The 19576-nt window shown below is 38.5% G+C and carries 12 protein-coding genes and 1 tRNA gene; 8 read left to right on the top strand and 5 right to left on the bottom strand.

The features are described from left to right. Nucleotides 1–84: 84 nt before the first annotated feature. The gene (locus tag ACUN24_RS00840; RefSeq protein ID WP_445560827.1) at nucleotides 85–1224 is read right to left on the bottom strand and encodes a tyrosine-type recombinase/integrase; all 1140 of its coding nucleotides are present in this window, start codon (nucleotides 1222–1224) and stop codon (nucleotides 85–87) included. A 50-nt stretch (nucleotides 1225–1274) separates the two neighbouring features. On the opposite strand from ACUN24_RS00840, the gene ACUN24_RS00835 reads away from it, so the two are divergent. Further along, nucleotides 1275–1347: transfer RNA gene (locus tag ACUN24_RS00835), tRNA-Lys, on the top strand. Between the two features lie 66 nt (nucleotides 1348–1413). On the opposite strand, the gene ACUN24_RS00830 is transcribed toward ACUN24_RS00835, so the two are convergent. After that, the gene (locus ACUN24_RS00830; RefSeq protein ID WP_132398454.1) at nucleotides 1414–1605 is read right to left on the bottom strand and encodes a hypothetical protein; all 192 of its coding nucleotides are present in this window, start codon (nucleotides 1603–1605) and stop codon (nucleotides 1414–1416) included. A gap of 381 nt (nucleotides 1606–1986) precedes the next feature. Here ACUN24_RS00830 and ACUN24_RS00825 point away from each other — a divergent pair, with 381 nt between their 5' ends. After that, nucleotides 1987–2433 carry a hypothetical protein gene (locus ACUN24_RS00825; protein ID WP_445560826.1) on the top strand — a complete coding sequence of 149 codons (447 nt, stop codon included), beginning with the start codon at nucleotides 1987–1989 and terminating at the stop codon, nucleotides 2431–2433. Between the two features lie 246 nt (nucleotides 2434–2679). Here the strand turns inward: ACUN24_RS00825 and ACUN24_RS00820 are convergent, their stop codons facing one another. The 3 genes from ACUN24_RS00820 to ACUN24_RS00810 all read right to left on the bottom strand — a co-directional run bounded on the left by ACUN24_RS00820 (nucleotide 2680) and on the right by ACUN24_RS00810 (nucleotide 5766). After that, nucleotides 2680–3540, bottom strand: coding sequence for a hypothetical protein (locus ACUN24_RS00820; RefSeq protein WP_445560825.1), 861 nt, complete (start codon nucleotides 3538–3540; stop codon nucleotides 2680–2682). 130 nt (nucleotides 3541–3670) lie between these two features. Continuing rightward, nucleotides 3671–3994: a winged helix-turn-helix domain-containing protein gene (locus ACUN24_RS00815; protein WP_445565117.1), complete on the bottom strand. Its 324-nt coding sequence runs from the start codon at nucleotides 3992–3994 to the stop codon at nucleotides 3671–3673. Nucleotides 3995–4407: 413 nt separating this feature from the next. Beyond that, entirely contained in the window at nucleotides 4408–5766 is a 1359-nt protein-coding gene (locus ACUN24_RS00810) for a DUF4062 domain-containing protein (protein WP_445560824.1), read from the bottom strand. 631 nt (nucleotides 5767–6397) lie between these two features. On the opposite strand from ACUN24_RS00810, the gene ACUN24_RS00805 reads away from it, so the two are divergent. From ACUN24_RS00805 to ACUN24_RS00780, 6 genes are all read left to right on the top strand, one after another. Then, on the top strand, nucleotides 6398–8482 hold the full coding sequence (locus ACUN24_RS00805) for an FUSC family membrane protein (RefSeq protein WP_445560823.1): 2085 nt from the start codon (nucleotides 6398–6400) through the stop codon (nucleotides 8480–8482). 521 nt (nucleotides 8483–9003) lie between these two features. After that, complete coding sequence (locus tag ACUN24_RS00800; RefSeq protein ID WP_445560822.1) at nucleotides 9004–9663, top strand: GDSL-type esterase/lipase family protein; 660 nt, start codon at nucleotides 9004–9006, stop codon at nucleotides 9661–9663. Nucleotides 9664–10204: 541 nt separating this feature from the next. Further along, complete coding sequence (locus ACUN24_RS00795) at nucleotides 10205–13123, top strand: ligand-binding sensor domain-containing protein (protein ID WP_445560821.1); 2919 nt, start codon at nucleotides 10205–10207, stop codon at nucleotides 13121–13123. Nucleotides 13124–13383: 260 nt separating this feature from the next. Beyond that, nucleotides 13384–16527, top strand: coding sequence for a SusC/RagA family TonB-linked outer membrane protein (locus tag ACUN24_RS00790; protein ID WP_445560820.1), 3144 nt, complete (start codon nucleotides 13384–13386; stop codon nucleotides 16525–16527). Nucleotides 16528–16538: 11 nt separating this feature from the next. Continuing rightward, nucleotides 16539–18065, top strand: coding sequence for a RagB/SusD family nutrient uptake outer membrane protein (locus ACUN24_RS00785; protein WP_445560819.1), 1527 nt, complete (start codon nucleotides 16539–16541; stop codon nucleotides 18063–18065). 92 nt (nucleotides 18066–18157) lie between these two features. Then, nucleotides 18158–19564 (top strand): glycoside hydrolase family 30 protein, encoded by a 1407-nt coding sequence (locus ACUN24_RS00780; RefSeq protein WP_445560818.1) that lies wholly within the window; start codon nucleotides 18158–18160, stop codon nucleotides 19562–19564. Nucleotides 19565–19576: the final 12 nt, after the last annotated feature.

The raw sequence follows: 19576 nt of genomic DNA, 5'->3' as shown, positions 1-19576 counted from the left end.
CAATCACTTTATTGATTTTTTTGAAAAAAATAGCCCCTACTTTCGTAGAGGCACTTGAGATTAGCTAAGAATGTTGATTAGCTTTTAATCTAGATCTAACTCGGGCATATGATCTCTTAACTCTGAGTTTGTAGCCTCACCTAAGCCTCTTAAATATTTTAATGTTACAATCATATCAGAATGCCCTAATAGTTGCTGTATGATGTTTAAATCCTTAGTTTTTCTGTACACTTTTACTGCTGCTGTGTGCCTAAATGAGTAAAGAGTTTGATCTTTCTCAATCATATTTAGGGCAAACATCTTCTTCCAAGCATTTTTCCAAGCTTTATTAAAATAACAATCATTATGTGGTTCTTTTATGCCGGTGAAGATATTGCAGTCTTGATCAGATAGTTCATTTATGAACACTAACTCTTTTCTTACATAATCAGGAATGTATACTACTCTTACACGTCCACCTTTATTTTCATGACCAGCTAACTGAATTTCTGTTAAATCATTTTTAAAATGGTGAACACTTAATTCTCTAACTTCTCTATGCGGTCTTAAAAAACAGCCGTAGCTCAATAAACAGCAGATGTAAACTTTAGGGTGATGTTTTTTTAAGTATGGTAAAATAAACTTTATCTGTTCATCACTATAAATTTTGTGTAAAGTTGCTTTAGCTTTCCGTGTTTCTGAATCTTTTACAACATTAAGTTTGTATTCAATTTCTTTACTAATTGATGAAAATAGTACCCCTAAATCCCTTCTTTTGTTCATGTAGTAAGTACCAGAGCTATTAAAAGTAGATAGGAATTGATCTATTCTCTGTTTTTTTAAGCTTTTTATATCCCCATCAAGTTCTGCTTTGGTTAAAAAACTAACGAACTGCTTTTGAATGCTTTCAAGATTTTTTTTGTAGTATTTATTGAGATTAGATGACAGTTTTCTTATCAAGGCATTATTTAGTAACTCCAAGGTTGTTTTTTTTTCTGATACTATAACTTCTACTATTGGTTGATTGGGATAGCAATTATTTTCCAGAGCTTTTAACAGCTCATATTCTAACTTCTTAAGTAATTTATTTCTTTCCTCTAGAGACTTAGCATAGTTAGGCTGTATCTTTAGACCAAGGTTATTGCCGTTGAATTCCCTAACTCTTTTACCTTTATAATAAAAGGTAACATAACTTCTTTTTTTTAAAGTATCTTGTGATACTATTTTTGGTTCTGAATACTCCATTTGGCATGTTTATGGCACGTTTGGGTATTTCAGATACAAAAAAGGTGCTTGACTTCTTAGCTCAGTTGGTAGAGCAACAGACTCTTAATCTGTGGGTCCAGGGTTCGAACCCCTGAGGGGTCACTAGCCTTAATAAAACAAAAACGCCCATACTTTTCAGTATGAGCGCTAGTCGTTTGTTCATTTTCTTTAATTTTTTACATCTGCCGGGGCATTCGTGGTCGAATCTGCTGTAGAATCGGTCTTTGTACTGTCAACTACCTTATTGGTATCCGTGTATTTATACATACTGTCTGCATTTTCCTGATCAGCCTTTTTACCGCTACAGGCTGACAATGCCAGGCCAAAGGCGGCCACTAAGATTATTATTTTCGTTTTCATATCAAATTGTTATAGGTGTACTTATATAATTCTTTTTAAAAGGCAATTGTTTTGGGAAAGGGTAAATTAGTCGGGGAGTCGGAAAGACCGGGGGGCGAGGTTTGGTGCGTTACCATGATATGCGGTCGCTGTTTGATCATTAAAGTTTGGTTATTGGTAATTAACTGACCCGCTTCGTCATTGCGAATTGAAGGGAAGGGCTGTTATGGTGGCGTGAAGCAATCTTTTTGGGGCGGGAGTCGGGTGACCGAGGTGGGAAGTCCGGGGCCATTTTTCAAAACCAAAATCTTTATCATCACCCTCAATTTATTTCTGCATCTGATCATATTTTACTATATTTATGTCGCGAACACAGTTAGGCATGTATTTAATTTTTTTAAAATGCAACTAACAAAAAATGAAATTGCTTTAGCTGAACTTAAGTTCGGTTATCACACACTCAAAAGGCCGGTAAACGTAAACCTGGTCCAAAATTCAACTCAATTTTTAAAACAGCTCCGCGGCAAACCATCATCTGGTAAAACCTGCAATTGGTATGTGCTGTTTGTAAACCAAAGCCACGAGGTTTTTTGCTGGTACAAACTAAAGCAACAGGCAAAACCGATTAACTGCATACAGCAACTGGCAGGCTTGGCTGTTGCCTGTAATGCTTATGGTGTATTGGTGTTAAACTATTGCGATGTAAAAAGCATTAAGGTTAACCCACTCGATGAACTTTTTGTAAATACCTGTTTTAATACCTGCGCCAAGCTAAACATCGAAATTATCGATTATGTAATCTGTAATGCGCAAACGCATTATAGTTTTAGGGATGGGTATAGGGATTAAAATACTACTGGGCTGTTGAGAGACAGCCCAATAATATAAGTCGGTTTTATAGTTCTTCGTCGGCAACTTCGTCATTGCGAACTGAAGGGTATGGGCTTGAGGTGGAGTAAAGCAATCTTTTTAGAAAATATTTGCGTACCTAATTTTAAATAAAGCACAAGTCAGGCCATTGCTTGAGCTAAGGCACTAAGACTTGCGCTAGAGTGTATCGAATCCATTGACAATTATGAGCCTGTTCATTTTTGATTATTCAATATGCTTTAAGGAAAAACTATTATGAGCATCTACATACAAACCATCCTGCGGTATGTAACTCATCAAATATGATTTTCGCGCTTCTTCAGTAATGTAAAATACACCAGTACCTCCAGGTGTTCTTATCTCATCAGTTAAAGTAAAATGAAGTAGGTTTGTAGCCGGATTATATAAAAAAGCCCTTATCTTTAAAATTCTGTCGTCTGGCGCATATATATCTTCACCTGATATTGTCCAGCGTTCAGTATGGATGTTGCCGTTATCCTCAAAGATTGCATCCCATCGTCCATTAAGAATAACAGGTATAGTTACCATTTTTTTAAAGGCCTGAGCATCTTGATTTGCCTTAGCTAATTCACTCTGCAAATTAGTATTCAACTCTTGCGTCCTTATCAAGTCACTTTGTAAAGCAGTTGTTTTATCCAGTTCTTTCTTTTGCTCTGAGTAAATATCGCCAACCAATTTTTGCTGATTTTCGAGTTCTTTCAGTAAGTCAATGTATCTCTCAAGTTTGACAGAAGATTTTTTACTATTATCTAGAATCCTATTTTCATTTTCAATTTTTCTGTTTGCCAAAAATTCGTTTATGAAATTTCTAATGTAAGGAAACCCAAAAACATAGACGCAAGCACTCAAAAATGGAAATATCAACATCTTGTAGTTATCTTGCCGAGCATCTATAAGATTATTAAAAGTGTTGTAACCAGATTTCTTAAGAATTTCTTCATTGTAGAATATCAGTGCGACAGTAATTCGCCAATTAAAAAAAATCCATGCAATTGCAAACGAACTAAATAAAGGGTTTCTTATTCTATCTTTAAATTCCTGAAAAATATCTTTAAAAGCATCCATGAGCGTATTGTTTTAAACCGCAAAATACAATTTTTGACCCACCATTACTAGAGCGAATGATTGTGTTTTTGGTTGACTTTTATCCCTGATATTGATCAGAATTCGTCTATTGGTTTAATGCGGACACAAGTCAGTCTGTGGCATCGACTTGGGGAGCTAAGACTTGCGCTAGAATGAGGGCATCGCGAATTTTATTGAATGAATTGAATAACTTTTCCTGAGGAGTCAAGCTTTCTGTTTTGCTTTCCTCCAAATCAATTGGAGAAGTAACTAACGCTTTTTTGAGCTTGTAGTTTTTTTGAACTTCTTTTTCGACAAAAGAGGTTAATTTTTCTGGTTCTTCTAAAAATTGAAAGCCTATTGTACTAATTTTGAACAAACCTCTTCCTGGTTTCTCAAGTAATCCTGCCAAATTTAAATAGCTTAATGAAAAAGAAATTCTGTCATAAAATATATGACCATTCCAGAGGGGTACATTTCATTTATTTCTTTATTGCTAAGTGAAAAATCCTTAATAATTGTTTAGTGAAGTCCTTTGTTTTCAGTATTTTACCGGTTGATAAAATTTTAAAATTGTAATTGAATTTGGGTGTATTTCGGTATTGCCACATTCTATTAGTATTCTTGGTATTAAGCTTTATCTGAAATAATTTATTCAATGAAATATTGACTTTCTGATTTATAGGTACATCCAAATATATAATCTATTCCCTTATTCAACTGGGTAGGTTTGAGTTTTGTATATTCTATTATTAAATAATGTATATGCCTGCCCTCATAGAAATAATTGGTTACCTGTATCTTTACAAAGGGCAACTTTCAATTAATCTTATGTATTATTATTTCGTTTTAAAGTTAGGCTTGATATTAAAAAGGTAAATCAGTTAATTTATCTTCGATAACCTTTCTAATTTTTTCAATAATCCTTTTCTCGTCAGCGTCATTTTTTATGAATGGAAGTACCTTTATCTTCAAGTCATTATTCAATGGCTCTAGGTTAAAATCTTTTAAAGCTAACTTTGGTGACCATAACGCAAGCTCTTCTTGCAGGTTTTCCAAAATCGCTTCTATAGCAGTTTTATTTTTATGATACCAATCAGACCACTTTTGATTTTTAGTTGATTTGGGTAACTCGGCTTTTAGCGCTTTTGTGTAGATTAATTCTGCAACTTGATCTAGATTTATGAGGTCAAGCTCATCATCTGGAATGACTGAAATGAAATCAATATTACTAGCAAATTTGTCTCTGAAAAAATCTAGCATTATTTCCAACTGACTCTCAATAACGTTTTCATATGTAGCCTTGTTATCACGAAAAATTTCTTTGCCAACAGAAGTTATCATTTCGTTCATTCTGAGAGTCACGTTATTCAACTCAGATATGGTATCTAATATTTTTTTGTCGTCAGATGTTTTTTTCAAAGACTCTAAGTAAAGATAAAACATACCAGATAGTTGAGCTTTAATGTAGCTTTCAATTTCTTCTACTTTTTCAAATGTTTTTATTGCCTTGCCTCGAACCACATCTATAAATTTAAAAACATTAACATGGTCAACATGAGCAAATTTAAACTGTTTTGTTTCAATATGAGTGTCTGAAATTTTCAGCGTTTTGTCGAAAAATTCCTGATTCTCTTTATAAGTCTGATATTCGGCATATACGTTTTGGTCAATGAATACCAACACGGGTATATTTTGTAAAACTGCTGTATCAAATTCTTTTCTTGTTATTGAAATGAACTCATCATCATATAATTTTCTTTGTTGTTCAATGCTACCATTTGTAGACGGTGATCCATATCTCCCCCCAACAATCAAAAGCATTATATGGCATAACCCTACTTCATAATATGCAGAATGATCAATGGCTTGGCCATGCTGATATGTGACTTTATCACTTTCGAAAAGCACAGGTTCAAATCCATAACTTTCAATAAACTTCTCAATCCTTTCTCTTACATGTTTTAAATCATAGTAAGTTGAACTCACAAAAAATCTTGGAACCATAAAATTTTTATCTATTTGTTTTTTAATTGAACTTTGACGTCTTGGAAAGTAATATGTTTTCGCCATTTTATCGATGAAAAAAATGCACCGCTGTAGAAAATGGGTGACCATGTTGACCGCATTTGCGGTAGATTGTTTGAGAGCATTACGATATGATTTTTTCTCTAATATAGTTTTTAAAACAATAATTAAAACAATATTTTTTTTTAAAAACTTCATTATATAATGCCTTTTACTTTTACCAGGGATATCTTTCAATAAAAATTTAAAATTAGCCTAGGTAATTAACCCAAGCTCACTCTATTGACCTGCGTAGGTGCGATAAGTTTTATTTATATTTGATTGTTAATCATATTGAAATGTTATTATTTGCAGTCCCATTATATTTTATTGCCTTTATTGGATGGATTATTTATTCTGCATTCGTAAAGAAAAACTTGAAACAGAATATGCCAATGGTCTACTTTGGAAGTGTTTTTAGTGTAATTTGGATAGTAATCATATTAGTATCACTTTAGTTTACGTCACTCCCAATTCTAGCGCGAGTCTTAGCGGGTAGGATAGTAGGATTGGCTTGACTTGTGCTTTCCAGAATTCGGATAGATAGATTTTACCTTAGAGATTGTTTTAAAGCAACATTCAGTCCTTTGCACCGGCCTCGGGCGCTAAGACTTGCGCTAGGATGGTTCACTGCAGAGTAACCATGGATTAAGTTCTGAACACGCAATTACTCTTCTAAAGTCCAAAGAACAGATCGGTATCTGGTTTTGTGTAGCTATTTGCTATGCATGCATTATAAAACTCTTATCTTTGCAGCTTTTATCAATTATCAGCATTCATTAACATATTCATGCCCAAAAACAGCATCGGCTCTACCATTTCGTATTTCTTTTTGGGTGAGTACTTTTCTGATGCCCTGCGCACCACCATTACCGTGGTATTGCCTATTATTTTATTCTTTTACCTGGGCAATCCCGAGGCAGCAAAAGGAATAGGGGTTGGTGCTTTATTAATCAGCCTGACCGATTTGCCCGATAACCGGCTGAACAAATTGAAAACAGCGCTATGGAGCATTATTGTCTTTTTCGCTACTACGCTAGTGGTTTCATCGGTTTTAGATCATGTTTACCTTACCGCGGTTGTGGTGGTTATTGCTGCGTTTAGCTTTTCGATGCTTGCCGTATACGGGCAGAAACTCTCACTGATCGGTACCATGGCCTTGATTGTGTGTGCCTTCGTGATGGGGCTTCACCCGGCGCGGCCGCTATATTTTAGCAGTTATATGCTGGTTGGTGGCGTTTGGTATTACGTGATTAGTTTGATCCAGACCTTGTTGCGGCCTTACCGCTCGCTTCACCATGCCATTTTCGAATGCCTGATGAGCAGTGCGGTATTTTTAAATGCCAAAGCGAAGAATTATGATGTGGATGTTCCGCTCGATCTGCAACAAAAAGAAGCGATAAAACTGCACATTAAGGTAAACCAGAAACACGAGCTGATCCGGAACCTGTTGCTTACTGATAAATACGCCATGAATCCTGATAACCCCAAAGGGCAGTTGTTGTTGGAAAGGGCGCGGTTACTGATTGATTTGTATGAGCAGTTGAATGCGGTGCATTATGATTATGCTTTAGTTCGAAAAACTTTGGCTACTGGCCCGAGCCTGAAACTGATTGCCATCTTAATTGAATTGCTGGCCAAAGAACTGGAGCAGTTGGGCAGACACGTTCGCTCGGCAAAAGCTTATAAAGGTGAGGTAGCTACCAATATGGAATATCACCAGAAACGCGTGATGTTATTGCAGGAAGTGGAGCGTTTAAACGAAACCCAGCGATCAATTGTACTAAAGGTGGTTTCGAACATGAACGATATTGTGCGCATTATCGAAATGATAAGGGGCAATGAGCGCACGACAGCGAAACAATTGCGGGAATTGAGCGGATCGATTTCATATCCTTTATTTATAACCGGCGATCGCTTTTCCATTAAGGAGCACCTGACTTTAAAATCGCCCATTTTTAGGTTTTCGCTGCGGCTGGCCATTTGCTTCCTGTTCGGTTTTTTGCTCATTTGGCAGCTCGAACCCAGCAAATACAGTTACTGGCTTTTTCTTACGCTGGTTATTGTAGCCCGGCCTAAATTTTCAATCACCTGGAAACGGAATTTACAACGTTTAAAGGGGAGTATGGGGGGCGTTGTAATCGGGCTGATCATTGTCTATTTTGTCAAGAGTCCTGCGGTGCTGTTGTCTTTTTCTGTGGTTTTTTTATTGGGCTTTTATGCCTTTAACCGCTTAAATTATACCATTAGTGTATTGTGTATTACCCCTGCGGTTATTTTAACATTGGGCAGTTACCAGGGCCATTTCGACCATATTGTGCACGACCGGATTATCTTCACGCTGCTGGGCTGTGTGATTGCCATTTTTGCCACCTATTTGTTCCCGATTTGGGATAGTCGACAGTTAAAGGCAAAAATTGTCAATGCATCTAAAGCCAGTCTGGATTACCTGGAGGTTGCCATTCAAAACCGGGTTGAACGGGATGAAAATCAATCGCGCATGGCGCGAAAAAATGCCAATTTAAGCTTGTCGGCCTTAAGCGAAGCGATTGAGTCGGCCAGCCAGGAGCCCATGAGGAAACATATCGATTTTGATGGTTTGTATGGGGTACAGTCGACCATTTACCAGATCAATGCGATTATAACTTCCATTTATCTTTCTGTTAACCATAAATCCGAACAGGTGGACTCTTTTTTGGTTAGCCAGATTGTAAGTAATTTAAGTGATGGTGAGGTGGTACAAAGCAATACCGAATGGAATGCTGATGAGGTTTATCTGGTTAATGATGGTGACCATTCCACTAATCAGAAACTAACACATATTGCAGTTTTATCCTTCGATTTTAGCAGGTTTAGTGCTGGTTTTAAGGGATAAATTTATTTGTTGTCAGTCTGAGCGGAGTCGAAGACCCTGCCAGTCGTCAATTTTTGGATTGTAACCTATCATAAAAGATCCTTCGACTAGGCTACCATAGACAGATTCCAATAGAATGGTCGTCATCTCGACCGCAGCAACGCGAAGTGGAGAGATCTATCAAAACAGATTTCTCGACTGCGTTGCACTCCGCTCGAAATGACGGTAACTCGGGAGGATTTTTACACGTAGATTAATTGCTATCATTTATATTGATTTTTATAAAATAAATTACCCCTACCATAGACAGAATCCATAGTACGGTCGTCATTCCCGCGCAGGCGGGAACCACGAAGTGCTCAGCGAAGCTAATCTTAAAGCGCACTGGAATAGCATTAGGATTCCCAATTAAATTGGGAATGACGATCTCGCGTAGCCTACCATTTTGCTAAAGTTTTGGTTAACCGGGCGTAATAAATTTGATTGAATTGATCTTAAAAAACAGGATATTGGTATATTGTGAACCTTAAATACTCATTCGCATGAAAAGATCATTTTTAAGTTTCCTTTTGATTTCGTTCTTAACTGTAACTGCTTTTGCGCAAAAGAAACCTAACTTTTGGGATGATGTGCAGACCATTAAAAAATACGATCAAATGTATAAACCACCTGTCCATCCGGTGCTGTTTGTAGGCAGTTCATCCATCCGGAAATGGGACGATTGTACACAGATTTTTGCCAGATACAATGCTTTAAACCGCGGAATTGGCGGTGCTGTAATTAACGATATTACCTATTATTTAAATGATGTGGTTTTTCCATATCAGCCAAAACAGATTGTACTGTATGTGGGGGAGAACGATTTACCAAATGAAACGGTTACACCCGATACAGTTTTAAACCGCACTATCAGGTTATACCAGGCTATCAGGGCAAAACTGCCAACGGTACCTATTGTTTATATCTCGATTAAACCGAGCCCAAGCAGGGATAAATTTAAGGAGAAAGCAGTAGCATCTAACGCACTCATTAAAAAGTTCCTTGCCGGAGAGACCAATACCATCTTCGTTAATGTTTATTCTTTAATGCTAACCAAAGATGGTAAACTTAGACCAGAATTATTTGTGGATGATATGTTGCACATGAATGCTAAGGGCTACGCCATCTGGCGAAAAGCGGTAGAGCCGTATTTAATGAAATAGTCATTTTTTACCAACTAAGATTCTAATCAAGATATTTTCTCTAATTATTTTTACCAGATAAGACATGTAAGAACATATGAGCTTACATGTCCTTAAATTTCTTATATGGTTAGAAACCTTTGACACTTTTAATTTCATTGCACAGTCACTAGCAAACTAGCCCCGATTGCACGGAAAGCCCACAGCGCAGCGAGGACTTGGAGTAAGAGCGGGACTGGAACAAGCCTAAGCACTACAGGCTTTGCGCTTCAAAGAAATAAGGTCAGATTTCACCTTCGAAACCGCTGCCAACAGATTTCTATCAATTTTACCATGTAAGACATATAAGCTTATATTCCCTTAAATTTCTTATATGGTTATAAAACTTTTTTTGCACATGGCTTTAAAAAAAACAACCTTCTTTCTCACCACCTTAGTCACCTAAGCATTAGTTTTTTCGCCTTTGCACAGCTAAAAGGGAAATTAGCTAATAGTTGTATACAAGGCTAACCGGAATTAAAATTATATATTTATTATTGCGTTTTAACCTTTCCCTAACTAAATGAAGAAACTTCTACCCGCTATATTATTCTTTTTGACTGCTTATTGTACCCAGGCCCAGGTGCTTTTGGGAATCCCGCAGGTGGTAAACTACAATAACGAGCAGTATAGCGGTGGGATTCAAAATTGGGATGTAGAGCAGGATAAAAATGGCATCCTGTATTTTGGTAATAATGAGGGGCTGCTTACTTTTAACGGCCGCTATTGGAACCTGTTTAAGTTACCCAACTTTACCTCGGTACGTTCGGTGGGGATCGATTCTAAAAACCGCATTTATGTAGGCGGGCAAGATGAGTTTGGTTATTTTTACCCTAATGCGCAAGGTGTTTTAAAATATACCTCGCTGTTAAATCTATTGCCCGAAAATATGCGGAAACTAGCCGATATCTGGGGTGTTTCAGTTGTTCGGGATGAAGTTTTTTTTAGGTCTATACATGCTATTCTACATTACAAAGACGGGGTAATTAAAAGTTATAAAACAAATACGAACTGGCTGTTTATGGGGGCTGTAAAGAATAAGGTTTTTTCGCAGTCATCTGATTCAGGCCTCATGATTTACGACCACGCTATGTGGAAGCCTTTTTGCGTGGATAGTGTTTTAAACCGTTCGGGCATTACCGCGGTGCTTCCTTATGGTGGCGATACGCTATTGGTTTCGATGTTAAAAAAAGGATTCTTCTTGGTTATTAACCATCGACTAAAACCTTTGAGGACTAGTTTAGATCAGGTTTTTTTAAACGAAAGGATTTATTTTGCCACGCAAATCAGCCCGGATTTATATGGGGTGGCCACCACTTCGGGTGGGGTGTATATTATGAACAAACATGGCGACCTGGTACAGAAATACAATTATAAAGAAGGCCTGCAGAACAATAACGTAAGAGGCATACTGCTTGATAAAGATAAGAACATGTGGCTGGCACTCGATGATGGAATTGCTTATGTGGCCATAAACAGTGCGGTTAAAAGCATTTTTCCCGATCGCAATAAGCAAATAACGAGTTACGCTTTCCGCAAATACGATCAATCTATCTATATTGGTACCTCTAATGGTTTGTACCGGGCAAAAATTAATGCAGCCATGCCCGATTTAAGCTATTCGCCAGCCAATTTTGAGGAGGTAAAGAATACCAAAGGGCAGGTATGGGGACTGGATGAAATTAACAACCAACTGTTAATGGCCCACGAGGATGGAACCCTCCTGGTGAAAGATAATACAGCCACCCCACTATATAGCCTGATCGGCACCTGGATGTACCAACCCATTGATAATGTTTATCCGAGTAAAGAGGTAATTGCAGGTACTTACGCCGGATTGCAGGAAATAACTTACGCCGGAGGCCGCTTTGTTAACGGCGGTAAAATTGCCGGCATTAACGAAACCCTCCGCTTTATTGTAACCGATAACAATAACCCCGATCTAATCTGGGCTTCGCATCCCTATCATGGCGTGTATAAAATAGAACTCAACCCCGATCATAAAAGCATCTTGCGCACTACACTGTTCTCTGATCGGGATGGTTTGCCAACTAAGCTCTATAATTACGTGTTCCATATTAAAAACAGGGTAGTAATTGCCACTACAAGCGGGGTTTTTGAATATAATGCCTCGAGCAAAAAGTTTAGCCGTTTTAAATTGTTCGGCTCGGCACTGAATGGTGTCCCTATTCAATATCTTAAAGAGGATAACGATGGTAACATCTGGTTTGTAACCAATAAAAAAGTAGGGGTAATTGATTTTCACAGGCCTAATGGAAAAGATGCCTTCAGTATTTTATACCTGCCCGAGCTAAATGGCAAAGTGGTTGGCGGTTTCGAATCGATATACACGCCTGATAGCAAAAATATATTTATTGGGGCCAACAAAGGGGCTTATCACATCAACTACCAAAAATACATTCAGAATATTACCCGGCCAGACGTGGTGCTGGGCACCGTTAAGCTGATGGGAAATAAAGATAGTGTGGTTTTTGGAGGGTATTTTGTAAATAAGGGTGCTATTACAACCAGGCAAGACCTGCACGAGATCCCTGAATACGTGTACAGCTTAAATTCGATCCATTTCGAATACGCTTCAACACTTTTTGAACACGATAAGAACATCAAATTCAGTTATCAGCTTATGGGTTTTGATAGCGAATGGTCTGCATGGGGGACGAAAAGCGAAAAAGATTATACTAATTTACCGGCCGGAAAATATACATTTAATGTAAAGGCGAGTACTGGCATCAGTAACGAATCTGAGGTGGTAAGTTATACTTTTATCGTGCTGCCAGCCTGGTACAATACCATTTGGATGCGGATTTTTTACCTCATCTTAATTGTGATGGCTTTAGGGCTGGTTATCAGGTGGCAGAAAAAGAAACACATTAAAGAGCAGGAGCGCATGAGTTACCTGCATCAGCTGGAACTGGACAGGAACGAGAAGGAAATTGTGCGGCTGCAGAACGAAAAGCTCGAAGCGGATGTAAATTATAAAAACAAAGAGCTTTCTACCATGACCATGCACCTGGTACAACGGGGCAAGGTATTGGCCAAGATTAAAGAAGTGATATCGACGGTAATTAAAAACCACGATTTAAATGAGAGTTCGCCAAGTTTCAGGCACCTCATCAGGCTGATTAAGGATGTAGAAAAAAAGGATCAGGAACTGGATCATATGAGCGTTCACTTTAACCATGTAAACACCGAATTCTTTAATAAACTCAAAGATCTTTACCCTGATTTAAGCCAGAACGATTTAAAGTTTTGTGCCTATTTATCGATGAACCTTTCTTCAAAGGAAATGGCCCAGCTGATGAATGTAACCATTAAAGCCATTGAAGTGGGCCGATATCGCTTAAGAAAGAAGCTTCAGCTTAAGCCGGAGACAAATTTATACGAATTCCTTATTGATATTGCCCGTCAAAAGACACCTTAAAAACAATGTTTTCGTTACAAATTGTGATGTTTTGGGTTGAAATGTTTAATATTCTGATAATCAGTTATTTTTGATTTAAGTGTAGGGCTTATGTAGGCCTAAAAATTCCTTTTTATGGTTAATTAAGAGCTGCTGTATGGTTTGTGTAGTAGTGCTAAATTGTGCTAATACATAACACCTCTTTAGATTTGATTTATGAAACGGGCTACCAAAAGCCCCGGTCATTAAATAACCAAATATTAACCTTAAAATTAATTTCTATGAGAGGAAGATTTACATTCGTATTCTTCATTTACTGTATCATGGCATTGCCGCTGGCCTTATTGGCACAAGACATTCCCGTTACAGGAAAAGTAACAGAACAAAATGGGAGCCCTTTACCTGGCGTAACAGTTAAGCTTGATGGAACAACCAGGGCTGCATCTACCGATGCCAATGGTGTTTTTAGCATCCAGGCACCTGTTGGCGGCAAATTAACAATCAGTTTAATTGGTATGGCAACACAAACGGTAACTGTTCAGGCAGGCGGCCGTATCAATGTTTCGCTGGCAGCCAGTTCGAACGATTTAACCGAGGTAGTAGTAGTGGGCTACGGTACACAGAAAAAAGCCCTTGTAACCGGATCCATCTCGAGCGTAAAAGCAAAAGATCTGGAATCGATGCCGATTAACAGAGTGGAGCAGGCTTTACAGGGAAGAACATCTGGTTTAACGATTGCCAGTGGCAACGGACAGCCAGGCTCTGCATCAACAGTGCGGGTAAGGGGATTTACCTCTTTTGCTTCTTCAGGTAATAACGATCCGCTTTGGGTTGTTGATGGTGTAATTGTAGATAATGGTGGTATAGGTTATCTAAATCAATCAGACATTGAATCTATTGAGGTTTTAAAAGATGCAGCCTCACAGGCAATTTATGGTGCCAGAGCGGCAAATGGTGTAATTATTGTTTCTACCAAGAAAGGTAAAGAAGGAAGGTTATCAATAAACTACAATGGGTTTTATGGTACACAAGCACCAGCCAAAAAGCTAAAATTGCTAAATGCCAATGAATATGCGATGATCAGGAATGAAGCTTATGCTAATAGTTTTGTTCCCGCTCCTGGTAATACTTTTGCACCTCCTTATTCAAGCACTACCAATTATGGAGAAGGTACAGATTGGCAATCGGTGGTTTTTAATAACGATGCCCGCAGACAGACCCATGAGTTTAGTGTTTCAGGCGGAACTAATAAATCTACCTTTTATACTTCTTTTGGTTATATAGATCAACAAGGTATTGTAGCTACACCGATTTCTAATTTTAATCGTGCTAACATTCGAATTAATTCTACATTTAAACCAGCCAAGTGGATAAGCTTTGGTGAGAATTTAGGCTATAGCCATTCGGTTAACAGTTCTTTAGGTAATACCAATAGCGAGTTCGGTGGTCCTTTAAGTTCGGCAATCCATTTAGATCCACTGACCCCAGTTATTCAAACCGATCCAGCTGTTATAGGGAAATCGCCTTATACCATTGCAAACATCATAAAAGATCCTGCAACAGGATTCCCTTATGGTATTTCACGAGATGTTGGCCAGGAAATGAGTAATCCGCTGGCTTACATTCAAACCAGATTGGGTAACTATGGTTGGGATCATAATATTGTTGGTAACGCTTTTTTAGAAATTGAGCCTATTGAGAATTTAAAATTCAGGTCATCGCTGGGAACAAAACTTGCTTTTTATGGTTCGGAGTCTTATACCCCGTTATTCTGGTTAAGTCCTTCAACCACGAATACTAAGACGAATTTCTATCGCGAGATGAATATGACCTTAAATTATAACTGGGAAAATACCATTAGTTACTCTAAAAGTTTTGGTAAACACCATGCATATGCAATCTTTGGTCAGGGTTATTATATGGACAACAATAACCGCGGTTTAAACGTAAGGTTTAACAATATCATTGCTCAGAATTTTTATCAGGCCAATTTAAACTATAAACCGGCAACAGCCGATATTCAGGGCGATGGCAGTGATGCTACTTTGCATGTTGTGAATTCTCTCTTTACCCGTGTAACGTATGATTATGATGAAAAATATCTATTCACGGGTATTATCCGTCGTGATGGTTCTTCTCGCTTTGGTACCAACAACCGGTTTGGTTACTTCCCTTCAGCTTCAATAGGCTGGGTGCCTACAAAAGAGGCTTTCTGGAAAGAAAACAAAGTCGTTAATTTCTTGAAATTACGTGGTAGCTACGGAATTACCGGAAATGATGCCATTGGCGATTTCAGTTACGTATCATTAGTAAATAGCGGACGTAATTATACTTTTGGCACTACAGATGTAAGTACCATTGGTTGGAGTCCGGCTGCCTTATCAAATCCTGATTTGAAATGGGAGGAAACACACCAGACAGATATTGGTTTAGATGCTACCTTATTTAACGATTTTACACTTAGTGCTTCTTACTTCAAAAAGAAAACCATTGGTGTATTGCAAACACCTTCTATTCCACTTTATTTAGGTGCAGCTGGTGGTGCCGCAGAAAATGTTGGCGATATGCAAAACACTGGTATAGAATTCGAATTGGGTTACAGGAAAAAAATAGGGGAGCTTAATTTAGGTATTAATGCTAATGTTTCAACCTTAAAAAATAAGGTAACCAAGCTATTGCCTGGAAGAGAGTTTATAGAGGATAATGCACAGAGTTTTCAGGGCATGGGGAACTTTACCCGTACCGGACTTGGACGTGCATTCAATGAGTTTTATGGATATGAAGCGCTTGGTATTTTTCAGTCGCAGGCAGAAGTTAATGCATACAAAGGACCAGGAGGTACAGTGTTGCAACCTTCGGCAAAACCCGGAGACATTAAATTTGCCAACTTAGATGGCAATGAAACTATAAATGGTAGTGATCGTACCTATTTAGGTAGTCCGCTTCCAAAATATACATACGGCATTACCATTAATCTGGCTTACAAAAACTTCGATTTTGTTGCCTTCGGAAATGGTGTAGGCGGAAATATGATTTTCCAGGGATTACGACGCTTGGATGTAACTTATGGAAACTGGCAGCAATCAATCCTTGACAGGTGGACACCAACCAACACCTCAACCGATGTTCCCCGTGTTGCAGATAAGGATCTGAATGGAAACTATACCAAGTTCTCTAAAAATTATTTAGAAAAAGGAGATTACTTCCGTTTAAAAACCCTTCAGGTAGGTTATAATCTTCCAGCTAATGTGATTAAAAAAATTGGCGCACAAAAAGTTCGGGTATATCTGATGAGTGAAAACCTGTGGACCATTACTAAATATACAGGTTACGATCCCGAAATCGGTGGAACTGTATTGGGTGTAGATCGGGGAGTTTATCCGCAAGCACGTTCGTTTATGGTCGGTTTAAATGTTGGATTCTAAAAAAAATTAAAATGAAAAAGAATATTTTAGCTATTGCAGCCCTTTTAACCGCTTCTCAACTAATCGTTTCTTGTCAAAAACAACTGGAGGTAAATCCACGTGAACGTATTCTGGAGACAAGTTATTATCAAAATCAGCAGGAGGCATTTACTGGTTTGGTGGCTGTTTATGATCAATTGGGTAATCAGTCTAGCGGCTACCTTACAAAACTTAATTTATTTAGCTCTGCATCAGATGATCATTATGCAGGTGCCGATTCTCCATCAGATTTAGGAGATATGCAAGCGATGAATAATTATACGGTAAACTCCTTATCAGGAGCCCCAAGTTATTTATGGAGCAAGGGCTTTACTGGTGTTTACCGTGCAAATGTCCTATTGAAAAAGATAGAGGGTATTACAATGGATGCCTCAACCAAGGCAAGATATATTGCTGAGGCTAAAGCGTTGCGTGCTATATTTTATTTTGATTTGGTACGGATTTTCAAAAATATACCATTAATCTTAGCACCTATTGAGCCTTCTGGTATGTTCGATGTTACGCAGGTTGCCCCTGCAGATGTATATAAGCAGATAGAAAAAGATTTAGGAGAGGCATTAACTGCGCTCCCGGTAACTATTCCTACTGCTGAAGCAGGGCGTTTGAGCCAGGGTGCAGTTCATGCAGTTTTAGGTAAGGTTTACTTGTGGGAAGAAAAATGGGCTCCGGCAGCTGCAGAGTTTGCGCTGGTAAATGGTACAGCTCCTGGTGCAAGTACCTATGGCTATAAGCTACTTCCAAAATTTGCTGATTTATGGAATGTTAAAAATAAGTTCAATTCAGAATCTGTTTTAGAACTCAGCTACAATACTACCTCTAATATGGGTTGGGATAACGTTGGCAGTCGCGAAGGTAATGTTATGGGCATTCTAGTAGGGCCGCGTAATTATGTCCCTGTAATTGCCGCACAAGCACCAGATTATGTTTCGGGTTGGAGTGTAATGCCAATAACCAAAGAATTATTTGACTTAATTCACTACGATCCGCGTAATAAACCTACAGTTGCCAATTTAGATAGTTTGGAGAAAGCAGGGATTGTAACCTACAAACATGCCAATGATAATACCGGATATTTTGTGGAGAAATATGCCGGAAGAGTTTCTACCAAAGCAGCTGTTGGACAGTTAGAATTAAATTTTGGTCAGAATATGTACGAAATCCGTTTAGCTGATACCTACTTAATGGAAGCTGAAGCATTGTTGAAAAGTGGTGCTGCAGTTGGCGCAGGTACCAGGGCTTATATTTTCCTGAATGCAGTAAGAGCCCGCGTTGGTTTAAACCCTGTTGAGGTAACGATGGATAATATCATGAAAGAAAGACGTCTGGAACTGGTAGCTGAAGGACAAAGATGGTTTGATTTGGTTAGATGGGGGCTTGCTCCAACTAAACTGGCCTTTAAAGGATTTCAGGCAAATAAAAACGAGACCTTACCTATTCCACAAGGCGAATTGAACAATACAAAAATTCTCCAGAGCAAAGAATGGGGCGGCACAAAATAAGCTGTCATCTAAATAACCTTAATGTTTAATTGTTAACAGGGAGAAAGCAAGTTCTTTCTTCCTGTTTTTTTTGATCTGCTGATCTTTTCCCTATGCTTCTTACCAGATTTCTTCGCTTTTTTATCATTTGTATTTTTACCTCCTGTTCGCTTTCTGCTATTGCCCAAAACCAAGCCGAAGTTTGGCTTACCAAAGCAGATCGATCGGCTTTATTTGCGAAACAGGCAAGTAAATTAAGTTTTACTACCACGAAAAATAATTTACCAGGCATTACCGTAAACGATAAAGAAACTTATCAAACAATTGATGGCTTCGGTTATGCCCTAACCGGCGGCAGTGCACAGCATATTATTAAAATGTCGGCACCAGCCAGGGCGGCTTTATTGAAAGAGTTGTTTGCTACTGATGGAAACAACATTGGGGTAAGTTACATCAGACTGAGCATTGGTGCTTCCGACTTAAACGAAAAAGTATTTTCTTATAATGATCTTCCTGAAGGACAAACCGATTTAACGCAGGCTAAATTTGATCTCGGGCCTGATAAGGTAGATGTGATTCCGGTAATGAAGGAAATCCTTGCGATAAACCCCAAGCTAAAAATTATGGGTTCGCCATGGTCTCCTCCCTTATGGATGAAAACCACTTACGATGCCCGGGGCGGTATGTTAAAGCCCGAATATTATGATGCTTATGCTAAGTATTTTGTGAGGTATGTACAGGAAATGCAAAAAGAAGGAATTCGAATTGATGCGATTACCGTTCAGAATGAGCCTTTGCACCCGGGCAACAATCCCAGCTTGCTTATGGTCGCACCAGATCAGGCACTTTTTGTGAAAAAGTTTCTTGGGCCTGCTTTTGCAAATGCCAATATCAAAACAAAAATTATTATTTACGACCATAATGCCGATCGGCCAGATTACCCAATCAGTATTTTAGATGATCGGGAAGCCAAAAAATATATAGATGGATCTGCTTTTCATTTGTATGGAGGAAGAATCGAAGCTTTAAGTGATGTGCACAATGCCCATCCTGACAAGAATATTTACTTTTCTGAGCAAATGGTAGTAGAGCAGCCCGATGCCACGACCATTAATATCGTAAATCCGGTAGCACGCTTAATTATCGGGGCTACACGTAACTGGAGCAAAAATGTACTGGAATGGAATTTAGCCGCTGATCCTGAAAATAAACCCTATACCGACAGGGGCGGCTGTTCGATGTGTCAGGGTGCAGTAACCATCGATAAAGATAACTATAGCAGAAACCTGGCTTGTTATTCTATTGCCCACGCTTCTAAGTTTGTAAGGCCTGGCGCTGTCCGGGTGGCTACAAACGATTTAACCGACCTGCCAAATGTTGCCTTTAAAACACCTGATGGGAAACATGTTTTAATTGTAGCCAATAGCGGCAAGAGCGCCAATACCTTTAACATTACTTTTAATGGTAAAATACTTGTCGCAACGCTCGATAAAGGATCTGTAGCCACATACATCTGGTAATTCTCTAAAACC

It is taken from the genome of Pedobacter sp. WC2501 (assembly GCF_052682415.1).
The sequence above is the reverse complement of the archived record's forward strand: the minus strand, read 5'-3'. Positions and strand labels throughout refer to the sequence as shown.